Origin of the sequence: Candidatus Tisiphia endosymbiont of Thecophora atra (genome assembly GCF_964026395.1) — a bacterium.
In the GTDB taxonomy this organism is placed as follows: Bacteria; Pseudomonadota; Alphaproteobacteria; order Rickettsiales; family Rickettsiaceae; genus Tisiphia.
This window is the reverse complement of the sequence record NZ_OZ032145.1, coordinates 822,144-843,157: the sequence shown is the minus strand read 5'-3', so window position 1 is coordinate 843,157 and position 21,014 is coordinate 822,144. Positions and strand designations below refer to the sequence as shown.

The following is a 21,014-nucleotide window of genomic DNA, read 5'->3' as shown; positions in this document are numbered from 1 at the left end:
TGTTTTAATGGAGGCCAGGGCCGGAATCGAACCGGCGCATTGAGGATTTGCAGTCCACGGCATTACCACTTTGCTACCTAGCCTAAAGGCTTTGAATACTAACCAATATTAGAGCAAAAGGCAACTTATTTTTCTTTTGTTTTAGGCAGGGTAACCTCAGTTCGATATAAGAATTAATAATTCTTATATCGAACTGGCTTTGTTATAAGGAAAAATGCACTCTTAAAGCGGTTCTGCGAGTGCATTTTAACTTTTTTCATCATTCAACATGTGATTTTAATTATTAAAATCACATGTTGAATGGAGTGTTATATTTTAGGCAGCCGCTTCAAACCTGATTGTTTCTATATATAATACTGAATTCGATGTAACTTGTTACATCGAATTCAGGTTAGGGTAATATTTTTTTATAACTTATACTTTGTTATCCTTCTAAAATATGCTATACTACCACAGAGTAAAATTAGTCTGTATTGTATACTAATTCTGTTTCGAAGAATTGTTATTTGAAAATATCAAGGACTCCCGTACCATAATGTACGTCTAGTGGGTTCTTTCCTCATTTTCAAATCTAATTCGGAGTCACATTTGAGTATATTTAGGGAGTGTTATCTTTAGTATTGTGATTTGCAAAATATCTATAGTTAGGATTTAATTATTTGCAACTCACTGACACAAATTCAAATCAATTGACCATGGTCTAAGTTTTTATAATGGAAAGGAGTAAGCATGTCAACATCGTCTGAATTTAAAGTAGGAGAAAGAATTGTATATCCATCTCATGGAGTTGGAGAGATAGTAAATGTAGAACACCAAATCATAGCTGGTGCTGATATTAAGGTTTATGTAATATCGTTCCCTCAAGACAAAATGACTTTGAAAGTACCGGTAAACAGAGCTGCTATTTCGGGTCTTAGAAAACTTGTTAGTAAAACTGATTTAGCTTTAATATATTCAACACTTCAGGGTAAAGCTAAGCAAGGTAATAGGATGTGGAGTAGAAGAGCACAAGAATATGAGGGTAAAATAAATTCTGGTAATGTAGTATCTGTAGCAGAAGTGGTACGAGATCTCTATAAGAATGTTGATAGTGATCGATCTTATAGTGAAAGGACTATTTATGAATCAGCCTTAAATAGGCTAGCTGGGGAGCTTGCAATTCTTGAGAATATAAATCCTGACGAAGCAATTAATAAATTAATTGAAGTATTGAGAGATAAGCTCGCTGCGTAAATTGGAAACTCATTTTCCCAAGGTGATACACTGCTATGATTTCAAGAATTGATAGACGATAGTATAACTTCAAGAAGAGCTAGGCAGTAGCAAAGTCGAGCAGCGTAACGTACATGAGTAACGGAGTAGTTTCGATCTTTAGGTCGCGGGAATCTTAATTCTTGAAGTTCTACCTAAATATAACGAATTTATTTAAACATTACCTCCAGTAATTCGTACTATATTTGCCCCGCAACTGGTTAGTTTTTTCTCCAATGTTTGGTATCCACGGTCTAAGTGGTAGATTCGGTGTATTCTTGTTGTATCGTTGGCGGCAAGTCCAGCTAATACTAGGGATACTGATGCTCTGAGGTCGCTTGCCATTACTTCTGCTCCTGTCAAAAAAGGTACACCCCGTATTATAGCACTCTTTCCGTTAACTGTTATATTTGCACCCATTCTGCATAATTCAGGAACATGCATAAAGCGATTCTCAAAAATGTTTTCTGTAATTATAGAAGAACCTTTGCAAAGAGTCATAAGGCTCATAAACTGAGCTTGTAAATCTGTTGCAAACCCTGGATATGGGTTTGTATGGATGTCCACAGGGTTTAATTTACCTACGTAAGAAACTCTTAAACCATTATCAATAGGTAAAATTTCTATACCAGCTTCAATAAGCTTTAATACTATATTTTCAACGATATTATTGCTGATTCCATAAATGTTTAAATTGCCTTTAGTAATAGCAGCAGCAATCATGTAAGTACCAGCTTCAATACGATCCGGCATAATTGAATAATTGACATTTTTTAAATGAGATCTACCAATTATTCTTATTTCATTTGTAGCAATTCCACCTATTTCTGCACCCATTTTGCTAAGACAATGGCACAGATCAATGATTTCTGGTTCTCTAGCACAGTTAAATAATATTGTTTCTCCTTCAGCCAAAGTAGCAGCCATTATGGCATTAATTGTTGCTCCAACAGATATTTTATTAAAAACAAAATGTACAGCTTTTAATCTACCTTTAATTGTAGCATTAATATAACCATGATCGACGTCAACATTTGCTCCCATAGCTTGTAGAACTGCTACATGTAGATCAACTTGTCGAGCACCTATAGCACATCCTCCAGGTAAGGAAACCTTAGCTTTAGAAAATCTAGAAAGTAGAGGTCCTAGAACCCAAATAGAAGCACGCATTTTACGTACTATATCATATGGTGCAGTAAAATTATTAATATTGCTGCTGTCGATATCCATACTCAATCGATCTTGATGATCAGTTAAAGTAACAACACTACCTAAATTCTCAAGTAATTTTTTCATTGTGAGAATATCAGTAAGCTTTGGAACATTGTTAATACTAAGCTTATCTGTAAGTAGTGCTGCAGTCATAATTGGTAGGGCCGAATTTTTAGCCCCACTAATGCTAATACTACCTTCAAGAGGGATACCGCCTTTAATTATCAAACTGTCCATGGGAAAATCCTATATTACTTACAAAAACTTGAAAAGTGGTAACCAATTTGCAAATTTTTAGGTAAAAATTGAGTAGCAAAATTGAAGTAAAGACCTTCGATTTTGCTACAAAACAATAATAGATATCTTTGGCAAACTCTACTTCTGCTGGTAATACCATTTCCCAAAACTAAATTGCTACTCGGAGTACGAGTGTCGGCTACCTTCGCGTACAACTAGTACGTGAGGAGCGGAGATCATGAAGTACGACGATGTGATGATTAGTTTTCGGAAATGGTATAACTTATTCGTGCTACCGGCTACTGCTGCTCCTCACGTACATCATCGTCCGCTGCGGGTCGATATTCCGTGGCTTCTTTAAATTCCTCAGCATAAGCGAGTTTGCCAAAGATATCTAATAAATATCAAGTTTTACCGTTCTTGTCTCCTTTATTGTCAAGAGCTGTTCCAAGTATGTCCCCTAGACTAGCAGCACTATCAGCAGAACCATATTCTTTGATAGCTTTTTCTCTCTTTTCTATTTCAAGTGCTTTTATTGACAAAGTAACTTTACGAGATGCCTTATCAATGGTAATGATTTTTGCATCAATTCTGTCATTAGGGACAAATCTTTCAGTTTTTTGATCAGCTTTTTCACTAGAAAGATCAGCTTTTTTGATGAAGCCCGGTATTTTGTCGTCTAAAATAACTTCTATCCCATCATCTTTAACTTCAGTAACTGAGCAAGTAACGACCATATTTTTTTTGTACATGTCAAATTCATCTTGCTGGGGGTCAAAGCTTAGTTGTTTAATACCTAAGCTTATACGTTCCTTTTCAATATCAATTGATAAGACTTTACACTCTATTTGATCATTCTTTTTATATGTTTTTAACAGCTCAGTACCATTGCCTTCCCAACTTATATCTGTTTCATGAATCATACCATCAATGTTGTCATTAAGTGCTACAAACATACCAAAGTCAGTGATATTTCGTATTGGTGCTTTAATTATACTACCTATTGGATGACTATGTGCAAACCCAATAATTGGGTTATCTTGACACTGTTTAATACTTAAAGATATTCTATGTTTATCGGTATCAACTTCTAGAATTGTGAATTGAACTTCTTGACCAATAGTAAGCATTTTCTTAGGATGTTGATTTGATTTTACCCAGCTAATTTCACTTGAATGAACGAGTCCTTCAATACCATCTTTTAATTCAATAAATACCCCATAATCAGCAATATTTGTTACTTTGCCAGTCATTACTTTGCCAACTGAGAATTCTTCTTTTATACTTTGCCATGGATTATGATCAAGTTGCTTCATACCAAGTGAAATTCTCTTAGTTTCTTCATTAAATTTTATAACTATAACCCTAACCTTTTGATCTAGAGATAAAACTTCAGAAGGGTGATTTATTCTGCTCCATGAAATATCAGTAACGTGCAATAGACCGTCTACATTACCTGAATTACCTAAAGCAATAAACGCACCGTAATCAGTGATATTTTTTACTGTACCATCTAATATTATTCCTTCCTTAATTTTCGATAACATTTCGTCTCTAGCCTCAGATCTTGATTCTTCAAGTATGGCTCTTCTAGAAACTACGATATTACCAAGTTTCTTATCCATCTTTAAAATTTGGAATGGCTGCTTGATACCCATTAACGAAGCAATATCTTTTATTGGTCTAACATCTACCTGACTTCCAGGTAAGAAGGCAACAACCCCTGATACGTCAACAGTAAATCCACCTTTAACACGTCCGAATATTATACCATCAACAAACTGTTTATTGGCACATGCAATTTCTAAATGTCCCCATGATTCTTCTCTAATGGCCTTTTCACGACTTAATATAGTTCTACCGTTACGCCCTTCAATTTTCTCAATATATACATCAACTATCTCGCCAACTTCTGGTAAAGGTTGATTACTAGCTAGAGCAAATTCTTCTATAGGAACTCTGCCTTCATTCTTTAATCCAACATCAACTATGATAATGCCTTTAGCAATCCCTACTACTTGACCTTTGACAACAGTACCTTCTTTTACGTGACTAGTACTTACGGCTTCAAGCATTTGTGCAAAATCTTCGTGAGATTGAATGCTAATTTCAGCAAGTTGAGAAACAAATTTTTTCTTAAATTTTTGCATATTATTCTCTAATACTAGTTGTGCCGTCTAGTATAAAAATTATAGTTAATTGACTTGAATTTACATAAGCAAGTTGTTCTTCGCCTTAAGTAATCAAATTCAACTAAATTAACTATGAATGGTTAATAAAATGTAGATAAAACAACCTATGGCACATAAAATATGTTGATGTTACCTAACTATCCCAATTCGGGATAAAAATTTGTCAATTCTTATCCCGAATTGGCTTTAATATAAGGAAAAATGCATTCTTAAAGCAGTTTTGCGAATGCATTTTAAACCTTTCTAAAGCTAAAAACATGATTTTAATCTTTTAAAATCATGTTTTTAGCAAAATATTAATTTAACAATCAGATGCAGAGCCGTCTCAAATCTGATTGTTTCTATAATTTTACCGAATTTGGGATAAGAATTTGCCAATTCTTATCCCGAATTCGCGTTAACTGAAATAAACTCCATGATCTTATCAATCACTTCTTTTGGTGATAGATAAGAAGTATCAATTTCTAAAGCTCCTTGTGGGGGAAGAGCTGGAGCAATATCACGCTCTATATCCCGTTTGTCTCTTATTTTTAGTTGTTCCAAAACTGTGTCAAATATATATCCTCCCCCTTTTTCTTGCAACTCTTTATATCTTCTCTTTGCTCTAATAACAATATCTGCTCTGATAAAAATTTTTAAGTCAGCATTTGGGGCAACTACTGTTCCAATATCTCTACCTTCCATTATAATTCTAGGAGTTGTTTTTATTAATTTTCCTAGATATTTTCCTAGATTATTTCTTACTTCCGGTATAACAGCAATTTTTGATGCTACATTACCTACAATCTCACTATCAAGTTCTGAATTTTGTACATATTCCGTAGATTTGGATAATTCAATTATTCCATTTATGTCAGTAAGATCAATTTTTTGGTTTATACAAGAAATAGCAAGGCTTCTATATACAATACTTGATTGAAAGTAAGTAAGCTTAAGTTTTTGTGCTAACATTTGCCCAATTGTACTCTTACCCGATGCTGCTGGACCATCCAGTGCCACTACAAAATTATTGCTAATATCAAAAGCTTGAGATTTTAAGGTCATTTACTTATAATTTTATGCCGGATTCTAGCTGAATATTTAAAATAATGCAAATAAAACTTGAAATTGAAGCTATTATAGATTAGACATGTTACCATGAAAACTTGATATATATTTCAAATGATTTGAAGAATTGGTACAACAAACAAGGGGTAACCGGACTAGGTGTACATCTGCTACGTGAGTACTAGATAGACTCTGCAAGTATTTGAAAAAGCAATTCTTTAAAGCAGAAGAGTATACTTTGTCGTTTTAAGTATAAAATTAAATCAGAAAAGCAAGGGCGGTTAGCTCAGTTGGTTAGAGCATTACGTTGACATCGTAAAGGTCGGTGGTTCGAATCCACTACCGCCCACCAAACTTTTATTATATATTAATATCAATTTGTATTTAGGTTGTTTTTGGCAACGGAACCTAAATACAAATTGATGTTAAAAAAAGATCTAGGTGGTATTAGTGGTCAGGTATTTTTGTGTTATACTGTTGTTAGTTGCTAACTTCAATAGTTATGCCATAGAAACTATAGTTATAGAGCGAGGACATGTTGATCCAATGCCGATAGCTATTAATAAATTTGATGCAGATGATAGTGCGAATAGTGTAATTGGTGCTGATATAATTAGCGTAGTATCTAATGACCTAAAGAGTTCTGGCATGTTTCGCCCAATTTCTACGGCTTCTTTTATAGAACAAATTTTAGGGGTAAAACATAAGCCTCTTTTTGCTGCTTGGCGACAAATTAATGCTAATCTGCTAATTAATGGTGAGGTTACTAAGCTATCTTCTGGCAAGCTAAAGGTTAGTTTTATATTATGGGATGTAAGCTTAGAAAAAGATCTTATAGGTGAGATTTTTGAAATAGCACCACATTTATGGCGTAGAGTAGCACATAAAATAGCTGATAAAATTTATGAGAAAATTACTGGAGATTCGGGTTATTTTGATACAAAAATAGTATATGTGTCAGAAAGTGGACCTTATCTAAAACGGGTAAAGAAAATAGCTATGATGGATCATGATGGTGCTAATCATAAATATCTGTCAGACGGTAAAAATTTGGTTCTTACTCCAAGATTTTCACCACAAGCAGATAAGATTATGTATTTATCGTATGTACGAAAGCAAAAACCACATGTTTACATTCGTGATCTTAAAACAGGTAAAGAAAAACTAGTTGGTAATTTTCCTGGCATGTCCTTTGCCCCAAGATTCTCACCTCAAGGGGACAAGGCTATAATGTCAATAGCAAGAAATGGAGCTACTCATATTTTTGAAATTGATCTGAATAATATGGCGACTAAGCAGTTGACCCATGGTGTTGGTATTAATACCTCTCCTAGCTATTCACCGGATGGCAGTAAAATAGTTTTTAATTCTGATCGAAGTGGAACAAGACAATTATATATTATGAATTCTGATGGTTCAAATGTGGAACGTATCAGTTTTGGCGGGGGAATGTATACTGCACCAAGTTGGTCACCTAGAGGAGATTATATAGCCTTTACTAAACTTTCTAAAGGAGAGGGTTTTACCATTGGAGTGATGAAAGCACTTTCCTATGGTGATGAGAATAGTGAAAGAATTATAACTAGTGGCTATCTAGTTGAAGGTCCGTGTTGGTCACCCAATGGTAGGATAATTATGTTTGCTAAAGGTTGGCCTTCTAGAAACAAAACAGCTGGTAGAAATCGTATATATTCCATTGACTTAACCGGTTATAACGAAAGAGAGATTCTTACTCCTCAAGATGCTTCTGATCCTGAGTGGTCAAGAATGTTAAATTGACTAGGTTCTTATATCTTAAAAACATATTATAACCTCAGTTCGATATAAGAATTAATAATTCTTATATCGAACTGGCTTTATTATAAGGAAAAATGCACTCTTGAAGCGGTTCTGCGGGTGCATTTTAACTTTTTTCATCATTCAATATGTGATTTTAATTATTAAAATCACATATTGAATGGAGTATTATATTTTAACAATCAGGTGTAGAACCGCTTCAAACCTGATTGTTTCTATATATAATACCGAATTCGATGTAACTTGTTACATCGAATTCAGGTTATTATACCATTTCCCAAAACTAAATTGCTACTCGGAGTACGAGTGTCGGCTACCTTCGCGTACAACTAGTACGTGAGGAGCGGAGATCATGAAGTACGACAACGTGATGATTAGTTTTCAGAAATGGTATTAGACTTCTTTCGAAACTCGCTTATGCTGAGGAATTTAAAGAAGACACGGAATCTCGACCCGCAGCGGACGATGATGTACGTGAGGAGCAGCAGTAGCCGGTATCACACACAAATTACCGACAGAAGTAGAGTTTGCCGAAGATATCTATTGTAACACAATAACATCACCTTATTAACCTCAATTTCGGATTAATTTCATTAGACTTCTTTCGAAACTCGCTTATGCTGAGGGATTTGAAGGAGACGCGGAACCTCGACCCGCAGCGTACTCTAATGTACGTGAGGATTCGAGTACCGCATCGACGTACAAATCACCAGCAGAAGTAGAGTTTCGAAAGAAGTCTAATGAAATTAATCCGAAATTGAGGTTAAATAATACGATATATACAATTCGACTTTCAAGCTGTTGGATTATCTAAGCTAAAAACCTTTTTATTATCATCATAGGAGAAGATTTCTGCATATCTTCCTAAACCTATTATAGACTTTAAAGTTATAGTGGCATCTTCACTAGATAATGTATCCTCAAGCTGTGTCTTAAAACGTGAAAGAGGTGCTTTATGATCTAAACGTTGATGTAAAATTTCACAAATGTAGGATGCAAGAGGAATATTGTCAAGTAAATGCTGAGCAAGCATTTTTTTTCTATCTTCTAAACTACTTGTGAAAAAAAGCTTGCCATGTTTATTTAATTTTATACTCTCAGAAGTAACATTAGCAAAATTTAATATTTGTAAAGCTCCAACAATATGTAAAATTTCCCCCATATTGTTAATGTGAAAAATCTTAGATAATTCTGATAAATTTGCAGAACCTTTATATGGCGATGCAGAAAGTGCCTCAATGCTACCGATCAGTTCATTTACCGACAAATGAATTTTTTGATCGATGTTGCCAACAATAGCTTTCTGTTTATTACTAACAGGCAAAGGTGGTTTTTCATAGGCTGATACCATGAGAGCATAAATTTTATCTACCATAGTACGAAATTCCATACTTTGAACATCACGTAAACGAGGGAGGGTAATTGCTAATTCTGATACAATACGCCTAGGATTAGATGAAAGTATTAACACTTTGTCAGCCATAGTTACTGCTTCTTCAATCGAATGAGTTACCAATACCACCGACTGCATTTGAGTTTTTCCACTACTCCACAGATCAAGAAAATCATTCTTTAAGGTATTAGCAGTTAGAACATCAAGAGCAGAAAAAGCTTCATCCATAAGTAAAATCTCTGGTCTGAGAACTAATGCTCTAGCAAAACCTACTCGTTGCTTCATACCACCTGATAATTCTTTTGGATATGCTGACTCAAAACCATCAAGTCCTATCATATCTATGGCCTCTAATGCACGTTTGCGACGTTCATACTCAGAAATATTGAAACTTTTTAAACCTAGCTCAACATTCTCAAAAACAGTCAACCATGGAAAAAGTGCAAATGTTTGGAAAATCATACTAATATCACAACGATCACGAAAAACAGGTTTTTTATTTAGTATTACTTTACCTTTAACTGGTTTTGTAAAACCTGCGATAATTCTTAGTAATGTTGATTTTCCAGATCCAGATTTTCCTAGTATCGCAACTATCTCATTAGGTTTTAGTTTTAGAGTAACATTATCTAGTATTTTTTGCGTACTATGATCATCTTTTGTAAAACTTTGTGTAATTGATATTAATTCAAGTAAATTATTATTCATAGGTCTTACTCTTTTTGTAAAATGGTCAACTTGAATGATAAAAAAAGTTAAAATGCACTCGCGTCAGCCTCTTCAAGAATGCATTTTTCTGAATATTCTAGCCAGTTTTGGATTAAAATTTTTAATTTTAATCCAAAACTGAAGTTCACTAATAGACTTCCTGCAGAATTCGCTTTTACTGAGGAATTTGTAGGAGACACGGAACCTCGACCCGCAGCGTACTCAAATGTACGTGAGGAGCAGAGTACCGGTATCACGCACAAATTACCAGCAAAAGTAGAATTATGCAGGAAGTCTAATGATAATAAAGTAAATATTCTTTGCTAAATCCATTACAATTGTGCTACATTCCGTAGTGTGCGAATTTGGGATAAGAATTTGTCAATTCTTATCCCAAATTCGGTAAAATTATCGAAACAATCAGATTTGAGACGGCTCTGCATCTGATTGTTAAATTAATATTTTGCTAAAAACATGATTTTAAAAAATTAAAATCATGTTTTTAGCTTTAGAAAGGTTTAAAATGCATTCGCAAAACCGCTTTAAGAATGCATTTTTCCTTGTATTAAAGCCAATTCGGGATAAGAATTAACTAATTCTTATCCCGAATTGGGGTGTAGTGCATTTCTCAATTACTATAAAATCATAGTTTTGAGATAACCTAACGTAAGAAAATTATTGATGGAATTAATTTCTTTGATTATTAATTATTTTCTAATAATCTAAAATATAGTATAATTTACAAGAAAATTAAGTAAAAATGTTTAACATTGCATCAAAAGATAAACAACTAGATAGAACTACAGTATCTAGTGTTTTTTATAAATTAGGACAAAAAGAAAAAAAAGAAAAGACTAGAATTAGTGAGTTATTAGTTGATTTTCATGAAAATGGTCTTCTATTAACGATACTTTTTTTTGCAATACCAGTTGCAATTCCGCTGCCGTATCCTCCAGGTTTTACTACTATAGTAGGTATTCCTTTGATGATTCTATCTATGCAGATGTTGCTTGGCTTTAGACAAGTTTCTTTACCATCTAAAATTAATAATTATCAAATTAGCAATGATATACTTATTAATATAAGTGACAAGATTGTACCAAAGATTAAATTTGTAGAAAAATATATACGACCAAGATTTAGTTTCGCAGCCTCTATATATTGTGAACAATTTATTGGTTTAATATCACTGATTTGCTCTATTGCTATATCAATACCTTTACCTCTAACTAACGCCATACCTGCACTGGGCATTACAATAATGGCATTAGGTCTTTTAAACCGAGACGGATTAACTATAGTTCTTGGATTTATTACCTCTATAGTTGGACTTATTATAGCTTTTATAGCAATCTCTGCTAGCTGGATTAGTATTAAATATTTATTTAATCTATTCTTCTGATATAATAAATATTAAATTTGTACAAAAGGTGAAAGCCGCTACTATAGAATCTTTTTCAAATGAAACAAAAGTTATATCAAGGATCAAGTAAAGCTCTTTATCAGTCACAAGAAGATTTTGCTTTTATTATGGCGTTTACTGACAAAATTACTTTAGAAAACGGAGAGATTTTTGATATTTCGGGTAAAGGGGTGCTGAATAATAATATTTCGTCCTTCATAATGAGCAGACTTGATATGGTAGGAATAGATAACCACCTAATTGAAAAAATTAACATGCGTGAGCAATTAATACAATCTGTAGATATTTTTCCCGTTCAAATATTGGTTTCTACAGTAGCTTGCGGTAGGTTTGTAAAAGAATTCTCTATGGAAGAAGGATACGTGTTTGATCATCCAATTATCGATTTTAGAGTTAGAAGTAGTGAGTTAAAACATCCTATAATTAATGAACACCAAATACTAAATTTTGGTTGGTTAAGTAAACAAGAAATTGATGAAGTAAAACATAAAGCCATAAGAACATACGATTTTTTAAGTGGATTATTTACAGGTATTGGTATAAGGCTTGTTGAATGCAAACTAGAATTTGGCAGAGTGTTTAATGGTGAGGAATTTATGGTAATGTTGGCTGATGAAATTAGCCCTGATAATTGTCGTTTATGGAATATGAATAATAATGAGAAACTTGGAGCAGAAATGATTGCCAGTGATCCAGAAAAAGCCCTGAAATCTTATCAGGCAATAGCTGATTTATTAAAAGATAGAACTTATATAAGTTAAGTAGTATACCTAAAACCTTCTCTAGGAAGAAAAAAATAAATTGTAAACATGCTTAGTGCTACAAATTTTTGGTGTATAATAAAATGAGAATAATTAGTTACCTAAAGTCTTTTTTTTTATTTGAAATAATCTCAGGGCTTAGTCTAACTTTGAAGTATTTCTTCAAACCTAAAGTAACTATAAATTATCCCTATGAGAAGGGAAGGATAAGCCCAAGATTTAAAGGTGAGCATGCATTAAGACGTTACGCCAATGGTGAGGAACGTTGTATTGCTTGTAAGCTTTGTGAAGCAATTTGTCCGGCTCAAGCTATTATTATTGAAGCAGAAGAAAGAGAAGATGGTAGTAGGCGTACCACTAGGTACGATATTGATATGACTAAATGCATTTATTGTGGTTTATGTCAGGAGGCGTGTCCAGTTGATGCTATAGTGGAAGGCCCTAATTTTGAATTTGCTACTATTACCCATGAAGAATTGCTTTATGACAAAGAAAAATTGCTGAAAAATGGTGATATGTGGGAACAAGAATTAGCAATTAAGTTACATGATGATTATAAATATAGATAATTATGGAGATATTTTTTTATTTATTTGCAGGGTTAATGGTTATAAGTAGTTGTTTGGTAGTCATCAGTAAAAACCCTGTTTATTCTGTCTTATGGTTGATCTTTACTTTCTGTAACGGTTCGGGGCTAATGGTTTTGCTAGGAGCAGAATTTTTAGCAATGATATTGATTGTTATATATGTTGGGGCAGTAGCAGTATTATTTTTGTTTGTTATAATGATGTTGAATATTCGTTTTACCGATGTTATTGTACAATTTAAAAGAAACTTATTTATAAGTATTGCTGTTGCACTTATTATGTTTGCTGATCTTGTCCTGATAATTTGGTTAGGTACTAAAAATATAATTTTAGATAATAGCCAATTTGAGATAAAATCAGGTGTCACTAATACTCATGCCATTGGACGAGTATTATATACCGATTATATCTTACCTTTCCAAATTTCGGGTATTATTCTATTTGTAGCAATGATATCTTGTATTACCTTAACTATTCGACATCGCAGCGGAGTTAAAAGGCAGGATATTGCTAAGCAGCATGCTAAAAATAAAGATAATTCCATATTAATGGTCAAACCACATTTAAATGAGGGAATAGAAGGACTCAAATATGATTAGTACTATTACTTTGGAACATTATTTAACTTTGTCGGCCCTCATTTTTAGTATAGGGATGGTTGGTTTGTTTATGCATAAGAATGTTATAACAATTCTTATGTCGATTGAATTGATGCTGCTGGCTGTAAACATCAATTTTGTGGCATTCTCTACTTATGCACATGAGATATCTGGGCAAATTTTTAGTATAATAATTTTAACAATAGCAGCTGCCGAGACCACAATAGGACTTGCAATATTACTAGTTTATTTTAGAAATAAAGGCTCAATAGAAGTGGGTGATATAAATCAGATGAAGGGCTAATTGATATGATAGCTTCGGCAGCAACACTTACAGTAATGTTACCTTTAATCTCTGGTATCATCAATGGTTTGTTTTGTCAGTGTTTTAGCAAAAAACAAGCAGCTTTCATTTCTACTATTGCTATAAGTTTATCGGCCTTATTATCTATGTTTATATTTTACAATGTGGGCATAAACAAAGCCATTATTCATATAATTTTAGCAAAATGGCTAGAAGTTGGTAACATGAAAGTAAGTTGGGCGATTTACGTCGATCAGCTAACCGCTATTATGTTTATAGTGGTTACTTGGATTTCAGCTGTTGTACATATTTATTCTCTTGGCTATATGGCAGATGATGATGGATTACCTAAATTTCTAGCATTTTTATCATTATTCACTTTCTTCATGCTAGCTTTGGTATCAACAGATAATTTTTTACAATTATTTTTTGGTTGGGAAGGTGTTGGTCTCTGTTCGTATTTGTTAATTGGTTTTTGGTATCAGAAAGAAGCGGCGAATAAAGCAGCAATTAAAGCCTTTATAGTAAATAGGGTAGGAGATTTTGCTTTTATACTTGGGATTATTACCATTATTGTTTATTTTGGTGTAGTTGATTTTACTAGTGTATTTGCTAAAGCAAAGTCATTATCTAATATACAATTAAGTATATTAGGTTTTAAAGCAACAGTAATTGACGTGGTATGTTTGCTATTATTCTTGGGATGCATGGGCAAGTCGGCTCAAATTGGCTTGCATATATGGCTACCAGATGCTATGGAAGGTCCAACTCCAGTTTCAGCACTTATTCACGCTGCAACTATGGTAACAGCCGGGGTCTTTTTAGTAGCTAGATGTTCTTATTTATTTGAATATAGTATAGGGGTATTGCACTTTATTGCCATTATTGGTGGTATTACATGTATATTTGCCGCAACTATTGCCATAGTTCAAGATGATATAAAAAAAATTATTGCCTATTCTACTTGTAGCCAACTTGGTTATATGTTTCTTGCTTGTGGTGTGTCAGCTTATAATGCTGGTATTTTTCATTTAGTCACCCATGCATTTTTTAAAGCTTTATTATTTTTATCAGCTGGTAGTGTAATTCACGCTTGTCACGAACAAAATATTTTTAAGATTGGTGGTTTGAAAGATAAGATGCCAATTACTTATTGTAATTTTTTAATTGGATCACTGGCACTCATAGGTATTTATCCTTTAGCAGGATTTTATTCAAAAGATGCTATTTTAGAGCTAGCATATAGTAGCGGTGGTATCGGTACTATCGTGTTTATTCTTGGAATTTTTGCTGCAGTTCTGACTGCCATTTATTCTATGAAAATTATCTTATTAGTATTTCATGGAAAAACTAGATTAACTATTGACATCAATCATGTCCATGAATCACCCAATATCATGAATGGACCACTTAGTCTTTTAGTGGCAGGTAGTTTTTTTGCAGGAATGATAGGTTATTATATATTGTCTTTTGACAAACCAAATGGTTATTTCCTTGATAGTATATTTAATATTCATATTTACCAAATACTAACAATTCATCCTCCTCTTTATATAAAATTATTACCAATGGTTTTGGGACTAATAGGTATTGTTTTGGGGATTTATTTTTATAGAAGAATCAAAGAAAAAATAAAAATAGGATTTATAGAAAAGCTGTTGGTACATAAATATTATTTTGATGAGGTTTATGACTTTGTGATAGTAAAATTAGTAACTAACTTAAGTAAGTTATGCAATTTGATGGATCAAAGAGTGATAGATAGATTTGGTCCAAATAGCTTTGCCAAAACGGTAAATTACTTTGGTTTTTTGGTGAGTAGATCGCAGACAGGTTATGTATTTAATTACACTTTATACATAGTTTTATGTATAGTTGTTTATATTACTTTCTTTATAATAGGAATATTGAGAACTGATTCTTTTTGGTAAGTTTGAAGTAGGGATAGTCATGATTTTTCCATACAAAATTATTGATCTTACACACACTCTTGATGAGCAGACTCCTTCGTGGAGTGGAGGTTGTGGGTTTAATATTGAAGTTAAATTGGATTATTCTGACTGCCGACAGAATGAAGAATTTCGCGTGCAGCAGTTCAAAATGCATGCCGGGATTGGTACACATATGGATGCACCAGCACACTGTATTCCAAGTAGTACTACCATTGACCAAATACCATTATCGCAGCTGGTTGCTCCTTGTGTTGTTATTGATGTATCAAGCTCTTGTCATGAGCGTTATAGTCTAAGCCTAACGGACATTGAACATTTTGAAGAACAATACGGAATGATCAATGAGGGAAGTTTTGTGATGATCAAAACAGGATGGGAAAAGTTTTGGAGTGATCCGGGAAAGTATAGCAATAATCACGTTTTTCCTTCTATATCAGTTGAAGCAGCGGAGATACTGACAAAACGAGGTGTGTGCGGACTTGGTATTGACACTTTGTCACCAGACAGGCCAGCAGATGGATTTCCCGTTCATAAATTGTTTTTGGGCAATGGCAAATATATTGTTGAAAATGTTGCTAATTTGGCAAATCTACCTATAACAGGAAGCTGTATCTTAGCTCTACCAATTAAGGTAAGAGGGGCAACAGAAGCTCCAATAAGGCTTATTGGCTTAATAAAAGAAGAAACAAATTTAAATTTTTGAGGGTATAATGAAAAAACTTATTTTCTATTTAAGCATAGGGTTATTGTTTAATACATCCTCACTGGCAGATACCAAATGCTTTTTGGTTAAAGAAAATGATAAAATTATCAAACAAGAAGGTGATTGTGCATCACGCTATGCACCTTGCTCAACATTCAAAATCGCCATTAGTTTGATGGGATATGAAGAAGGATTGCTAGTTGATGAGACTCATCCTGAGTTACCATTTAAAGAAGGTTATGTAGATTGGCTTGACAGGTGGAAACAGCCCCACAATCCAACAACATGGATGCAAAATAGTTGTGTTTGGTATTCTCAAGTTTTGACGCAAAAGCTTGGGATGAGTAAATTCAAAGACTATGTTATAAAATTTAACTATGGGAATCAAAATGTTTCAGGTGATAAAGGTAAAAACAATGGATTAACGAATTCATGGCTATCTAGTTCGTTGGAAATTTCACCTGAAGAGCAAGTCGTGTTCTTACAGAATCTTATTGATAACAAATTACCAATAAGTCTTAAATCTCATGAAATGACAAAAAATATACTCTTTGTGGAGGAACTACCAAGCGGCTGGAAACTTTATGGGAAAACAGGCAACGGTTCTCAGCTTAATAAAAATAGAACTAAGAAGTTAGACCTCCAGCAAGGGTGGTTTATTGGCTGGATTCAAAGAGATAATAGGACTATTGTATTTGTAAACCATATTATAGATGACAGTAAGCAAGACACTTATGCAAGCCTACGTGCTAAAGCAGAGGCAAAAGAAAAATTACTACATTTGATTAAAGACTAGGGCAGTTTAAAAGTCCCAACTAATGATATAAAATACTAAATTATAGAAATAAATAGTTGTCATCGCGAGCCACAAAGTGGCGTGGCGATCCAAATAAACAGCAATTATCTTTTTAAAAAAATTAAATATTTTTTATCTGTATTTTATATAAATAAAAAATATTATTGATTAACAACAAATACACGTTTTTGTTGAATAAGCTTATGGCAAACTTCCAGTAATTTACGCATACAAGCTACTATCGCAACTTTTTTAGGTTTAAAATTATTAACTAGACCTATTATTTTTTTCATAGTATAATCTCCTTCATCTTATTGTGCAAGGCTACTGTATCCAGTACCTTCTGCAATTTGTTCAAAGCAAACTTAACGATAGAGGGTACTTATTCTGTTCACGACTATTTCAGTCTAGCTTGCTTCAAGTCACCCTCTTACAATTACTTATAACATGTTTTTAAGATATAAGCTCGCTGTTTTATTTTTTGCCACTGCAACTTTTGGATTGCCACGTCGCCGCTTTGTGGCTCCTCGCTAATAGACATTTATGCATTTTAAAAAAACAAACTTTTCTATCATTAGTTGGGATTTTTAAACTGCCCTGTTAAAGACTGAGCAAAAATGATTTGAAAAATTAGGTTTCGTGAAGATTTTGTTTTTATGAGTAGCTCTATACTTTTCTAATTAATTTTCAGGTTGGGTAGTATTAGGCACAGGATCATATCCTCCTTGACAGAAAGGATTACACCTAATTATTCTCTTAATAAATAACCATAATCCTTTAATATTACCATGCATTCTTATTGCTGATCTAGCATATTCTGAACATGATGGATCAAAACGACAATTATCACCAAGTAGGGGGGAAATAAAGAATTGATAAAATCTAATAAGTATGAGTAACAAATTAAAGCGATGTTTCATTTTGATCATGGTTACTTCAAAAAGAGTATACTCAAATGATCCTACGAGTTGGATTTGAAAATGAATGGTGAGCATGCGAACCCATGATATTTTCAAAAAACAATTCTTCAAATCATTTGAGTATATTACTTACTTTGCAGTTTTTGGTTTTGAGTCTTTACGTCCATTGCAGGCAGATTTTAGTTTTTCACCAGCAGAGAACTTAGGTTGAACGTAAGCTTCAATTTTAAGAGGCTGACCAGTTCTAGGATTTTTGCCAGCTCTAGCTGCTACTTTACTAGAGTAAAACTTACCAAAGCCAATCAGTATTACGTCTTTACCTTCAGCAAGAATAGAAGTAACTGCATTGGTAAATGTATTTATAATCTTTTCAGCTTCAACTTTAGTACAATTTTGTTGGTTTGCTATATAATCAATGAATTCACCTTTGTGCATAAATTTTTCCTTTAAGTGAGTTAGTTTAATTTAATTCAGCTAATGATAGCTTGCCTATCAGGTAAAGATATAGATATAGATGTTGTAAATCAATAATTATTAGCTATTAAAGTTATCTATATTATAAAATATTTTCACTTTACGTTTCTTTTTGATATTATTAACACAGATATCTATTTGTTGTTACTGGTTGTCAAGCATCATCATATAAGCATTCAAGCAGGGCAGTTTAAAAGCCACAAATAATGATAGAAAAGTTTGTTTTAAAATGCATAAATGTCTATTAACGAAGAGCCGCAAAGCGGTGACGCTAATAGACGTCTTGTACTTTTCTACAATAGACTTCTTTCGAAACTCGCTTATGCTGAGGGATTTGAAGGAGACGCGGAACGCAGAACCGCAGCGTACTCTAATGTACGTGAGGATTCGAGTACCGCATCGACGTACAAATCACCAGCAAAAGTAGAGTTTCGAAAGAAGTCTAATTTTTAAATTGCCATGGGGGTTATGCGTAAGGTGTGAGTAACTAATACTTCAATACTTCTTGTAGCACTTTAAATTAAACTCGATAATCACAAGGCAAGTTTACACCAAAAAGGTATAAGCTAAAGTAAGAAAGGTAAAAAATGCAAATGAATCAGTTATGGTGGTTAAGAATACACCTGAGCCAGTGGCGGGATCAATATTTAAATAATGTAGAGTAATTGGTATTACTGAGCCAAAAAGACCAGCAATTAGAAAAGTTAGGATAACGGCTATAGAGAAAATCAAGCTAAGATTTGGATCAGAAAGCATGGCTAAGCTTAATAGCGCCCCAACTAAGGCCAGTATAGAGCCGTTAAATCCGCATACAGCTATTTCTTTAAGAATCACTCTCAGCACGTTATTATGGTGAATATCTTTGTTGGCAAGTGCTCTCACTGTCACTGTCATGGCTTGTGTGCCGGCATTCCCTCCCATAGAAGCAACAATAGGCATAATAGCTGCCAGTGTTATAAGTTTTGAGATTGTAATACTAAACTGGTTAATAATTATCGATGTCATACAAGCAGTAATTAAATTGACAAATAACCAAGGGAATCTGTGTCTCACAGTATAAAATAGATTGTAAAATGTATCTTGAGTATAAACGCCACCGAGTGACATTATATCTTTTTCTGTTTGTTGTTCAATGATGTAAAGCATACTATCTATTGAAACAGTACCTATCAACTTGCCACTTTTATTCACCACTGGTACAATTGTTAGAGCATATTGTTTAAAAATAAAACTTAACTCACTTAAATTAGTAAATACATCGGTAATTTTAAATTCAGGATTCATAAGATCTTTTACTAACTTATCCCCTTTATGCTTCAGTAAAGTGCTTAGAAGTATACTACCTATAGGTCGGTATTTACTGTCGAGTATAATAGCAGCATGAAAATCTTGTGCTATATGTTTGTGTCTAATAAAATCTATAGCCGTGGCTACTGTCCAATCTTCTTGAAATGACACAAAATTTCTTTCGATTACCCTACCAACAGTATCTTCTGGGTAAGTACAGCCTTCTATAATTTGCTGTCTTTTTTCTGCTTTGAGATTATTTAAGATCATTTCTTTTGTTAGATCATCAAAATCCTCGATAACTTCAACAGCATCTTCTATAGCAAGTTGATTAATTAGCTGTACACTTTTCTGTACACCTAAAATTTGCATTATAAGTGGTTTACTGTTCACGCTAAGTTGTACTAAAGTTTCAGGCTTTAGTGTATCCTGTAACAAAGGAAGAATTGTTTTATATGTTTTCTGATTTATATTATCTAAAACATCTGCAAGATCTGCATAGTGTAGATTACTCATAATCTCTATTGCTTTGCCAAATTCATCATTATTCAGAAGATTATTAATATGCTCAAATGTTTCGTCAAATTGGTTTTGATGAACCGACAACATATTTTTTGATTGATTTTGCATAACTCCTCGTTTGAGTATACTGCTATGATTTCAAGAGTTAGTACGAAGGTCAACTTCAAGAAGAGCTAGGCAGTAGCAAAGTCGAGCAGCAGAGCATACATGAGTAACGGAGCAGCTTCGATTTTTAGATACGACGACCTTAATTCTTGAAGTTCACCGAGTATACTCAAATGATTTGAGTATATATACTGAATTTTCTAAAAGTACCCTCAATAGCCAAGAAGGATGAGTCACTTGTATTCTAACATGTTAGGTTTTATAAGACAACTAAGTTGAGAGTATATAGAAAACTGGTGCGGTCGAGAAGACTTGAACTTCCACTCTGTTAAGAACAGCCCCCTCAAAGCTGTGCGTCTACCAATTTCGCCACGACCGCAATTAATAATAAGTTTTTAATAAAATTATTCCTGTAGCCTAAATAATTTTGGTTAATCCAAATAGTGTATATAACAAATTATTCTACTAATATCAATATATATACTCGAATGATCCTACGAATTGGATTTGAAAATACGCGAATTCGGGATAAGAATTTGTCAATTCTTATCCCGAATTGGGTATTCGCCCACAACTGTTGAAAGTTAAAAAACCGTCTATTAGCGAGCGAACGTACGTGAGCGTGGCAATCCATGAAGCTTGTCATATATTGCTTCGTCGACCTACGGTCTCCTCGCTAATAGACGGTTTTTTAACTTTCAACAGTTGTGGGCGAATACCCCGCAAGTATTTGCAAGAGCCAAT

Annotated in this window: 20 protein-coding genes and 3 tRNA genes; 12 read left to right on the top strand and 11 right to left on the bottom strand. The window is 33.6% G+C overall.

Annotated elements, in window-relative coordinates; translation table 11 throughout:
• Window positions 1-8 precede the first annotated feature (8 nt).
• Window positions 9-83, bottom strand: a tRNA-Cys gene (locus AAGD45_RS04165).
• Window positions 84-729: 646 nt separating this feature from the next.
• On the opposite strand from AAGD45_RS04165, the gene AAGD45_RS04160 reads away from it, so the two are divergent.
• Window positions 730-1,233, top strand: a complete 504-nt coding sequence (locus AAGD45_RS04160) for a CarD family transcriptional regulator (RefSeq protein WP_341762124.1) — start codon at window positions 730-732, stop codon at window positions 1,231-1,233.
• Between the two features lie 192 nt (window positions 1,234-1,425).
• On the opposite strand, the gene murA is transcribed toward AAGD45_RS04160, so the two are convergent.
• From murA to cmk, 4 genes are all read right to left on the bottom strand, one after another.
• Window positions 1,426-2,700 carry a UDP-N-acetylglucosamine 1-carboxyvinyltransferase gene (gene murA, locus AAGD45_RS04155; RefSeq protein WP_341762123.1) on the bottom strand — a complete coding sequence of 425 codons (1,275 nt, stop codon included), beginning with the start codon at window positions 2,698-2,700 and terminating at the stop codon, window positions 1,426-1,428.
• The gene (locus tag AAGD45_RS04150) at window positions 2,681-2,860 is read right to left on the bottom strand and encodes a hypothetical protein (protein WP_341762122.1); all 180 of its coding nucleotides are present in this window, start codon (window positions 2,858-2,860) and stop codon (window positions 2,681-2,683) included. Before AAGD45_RS04150 ends, murA begins: the two co-directional genes overlap by 20 nt.
• A 244-nt stretch (window positions 2,861-3,104) precedes the next feature.
• Window positions 3,105-4,850, bottom strand: a complete 1,746-nt coding sequence (locus tag AAGD45_RS04145; protein ID WP_341762121.1) for a 30S ribosomal protein S1 — start codon at window positions 4,848-4,850, stop codon at window positions 3,105-3,107.
• Between the two features lie 423 nt (window positions 4,851-5,273).
• Window positions 5,274-5,936: a (d)CMP kinase gene (cmk, locus tag AAGD45_RS04140; protein WP_341762120.1), complete on the bottom strand. Its 663-nt coding sequence runs from the start codon at window positions 5,934-5,936 to the stop codon at window positions 5,274-5,276.
• A 278-nt stretch (window positions 5,937-6,214) separates the two neighbouring features.
• On the opposite strand from cmk, the gene AAGD45_RS04135 reads away from it, so the two are divergent.
• Window positions 6,215-6,291 (top strand) — tRNA-Val (locus tag AAGD45_RS04135).
• Between the two features lie 194 nt (window positions 6,292-6,485).
• A complete protein-coding gene (tolB, locus tag AAGD45_RS04130) occupies window positions 6,486-7,718 on the top strand; it encodes a Tol-Pal system beta propeller repeat protein TolB (RefSeq protein ID WP_341762209.1) in 1,233 nt (410 codons plus the stop codon).
• Between the two features lie 811 nt (window positions 7,719-8,529).
• Here tolB and AAGD45_RS04120 read toward each other — a convergent pair.
• On the bottom strand, window positions 8,530-9,837 hold the full coding sequence (locus tag AAGD45_RS04120) for a nitrate/sulfonate/bicarbonate ABC transporter ATP-binding protein (RefSeq protein ID WP_341762119.1): 1,308 nt from the start codon (window positions 9,835-9,837) through the stop codon (window positions 8,530-8,532).
• A gap of 78 nt (window positions 9,838-9,915) precedes the next feature.
• On the opposite strand from AAGD45_RS04120, the gene AAGD45_RS04115 reads away from it, so the two are divergent.
• From AAGD45_RS04115 to blaOXA, 9 genes are all read left to right on the top strand, one after another.
• Window positions 9,916-10,164 (top strand): palindromic element RPE1 domain-containing protein, encoded by a 249-nt coding sequence (locus tag AAGD45_RS04115; RefSeq protein ID WP_341762118.1) that lies wholly within the window; start codon window positions 9,916-9,918, stop codon window positions 10,162-10,164.
• A 433-nt stretch (window positions 10,165-10,597) separates the two neighbouring features.
• Window positions 10,598-11,239 carry an exopolysaccharide biosynthesis protein gene (locus AAGD45_RS04110; RefSeq protein ID WP_341762117.1) on the top strand — a complete coding sequence of 214 codons (642 nt, stop codon included), beginning with the start codon at window positions 10,598-10,600 and terminating at the stop codon, window positions 11,237-11,239.
• A gap of 59 nt (window positions 11,240-11,298) precedes the next feature.
• On the top strand, window positions 11,299-12,021 hold the full coding sequence (locus AAGD45_RS04105; protein WP_341762116.1) for a phosphoribosylaminoimidazolesuccinocarboxamide synthase: 723 nt from the start codon (window positions 11,299-11,301) through the stop codon (window positions 12,019-12,021).
• An 89-nt stretch (window positions 12,022-12,110) separates the two neighbouring features.
• Window positions 12,111-12,590 (top strand): NADH-quinone oxidoreductase subunit NuoI, encoded by a 480-nt coding sequence (nuoI, locus tag AAGD45_RS04100; protein ID WP_341754835.1) that lies wholly within the window; start codon window positions 12,111-12,113, stop codon window positions 12,588-12,590.
• A gap of 2 nt (window positions 12,591-12,592) precedes the next feature.
• Window positions 12,593-13,207, top strand: coding sequence for an NADH-quinone oxidoreductase subunit J (locus tag AAGD45_RS04095; RefSeq protein WP_341762115.1), 615 nt, complete (start codon window positions 12,593-12,595; stop codon window positions 13,205-13,207).
• Window positions 13,200-13,511, top strand: a complete 312-nt coding sequence (gene nuoK, locus AAGD45_RS04090) for an NADH-quinone oxidoreductase subunit NuoK (RefSeq protein ID WP_341762114.1) — start codon at window positions 13,200-13,202, stop codon at window positions 13,509-13,511. Before AAGD45_RS04095 ends, nuoK begins: the two co-directional genes overlap by 8 nt.
• Window positions 13,512-13,516: 5 nt before the next feature.
• Window positions 13,517-15,442 carry an NADH-quinone oxidoreductase subunit L gene (gene nuoL, locus AAGD45_RS04085; protein WP_341762113.1) on the top strand — a complete coding sequence of 642 codons (1,926 nt, stop codon included), beginning with the start codon at window positions 13,517-13,519 and terminating at the stop codon, window positions 15,440-15,442.
• A gap of 19 nt (window positions 15,443-15,461) precedes the next feature.
• Complete coding sequence (locus AAGD45_RS04080) at window positions 15,462-16,166, top strand: cyclase family protein (RefSeq protein WP_341762112.1); 705 nt, start codon at window positions 15,462-15,464, stop codon at window positions 16,164-16,166.
• Between the two features lie 7 nt (window positions 16,167-16,173).
• Window positions 16,174-16,962, top strand: coding sequence for a class D beta-lactamase (blaOXA, locus tag AAGD45_RS04075; RefSeq protein ID WP_341762111.1), 789 nt, complete (start codon window positions 16,174-16,176; stop codon window positions 16,960-16,962).
• 161 nt (window positions 16,963-17,123) lie between these two features.
• Here blaOXA and AAGD45_RS04070 read toward each other — a convergent pair whose 3' ends face one another.
• The 5 genes from AAGD45_RS04070 to AAGD45_RS04045 all read right to left on the bottom strand — a co-directional run bounded on the left by AAGD45_RS04070 (window position 17,124) and on the right by AAGD45_RS04045 (window position 20,649).
• Entirely contained in the window at window positions 17,124-17,255 is a 132-nt protein-coding gene (locus AAGD45_RS04070) for a hypothetical protein (protein WP_341762110.1), read from the bottom strand.
• Window positions 17,256-17,642: 387 nt separating this feature from the next.
• On the bottom strand, window positions 17,643-17,882 hold the full coding sequence (yidD, locus tag AAGD45_RS04065; RefSeq protein WP_341762207.1) for a membrane protein insertion efficiency factor YidD: 240 nt from the start codon (window positions 17,880-17,882) through the stop codon (window positions 17,643-17,645).
• 129 nt (window positions 17,883-18,011) lie between these two features.
• A complete protein-coding gene (locus AAGD45_RS04060) occupies window positions 18,012-18,317 on the bottom strand; it encodes an HU family DNA-binding protein (RefSeq protein ID WP_341752074.1) in 306 nt (101 codons plus the stop codon).
• Between the two features lie 585 nt (window positions 18,318-18,902).
• Window positions 18,903-20,273, bottom strand: a complete 1,371-nt coding sequence (mgtE, locus tag AAGD45_RS04050) for a magnesium transporter (protein WP_341762108.1) — start codon at window positions 20,271-20,273, stop codon at window positions 18,903-18,905.
• A gap of 291 nt (window positions 20,274-20,564) precedes the next feature.
• Window positions 20,565-20,649: transfer RNA gene (locus AAGD45_RS04045), tRNA-Leu, on the bottom strand.
• Window positions 20,650-21,014: the final 365 nt, after the last annotated feature.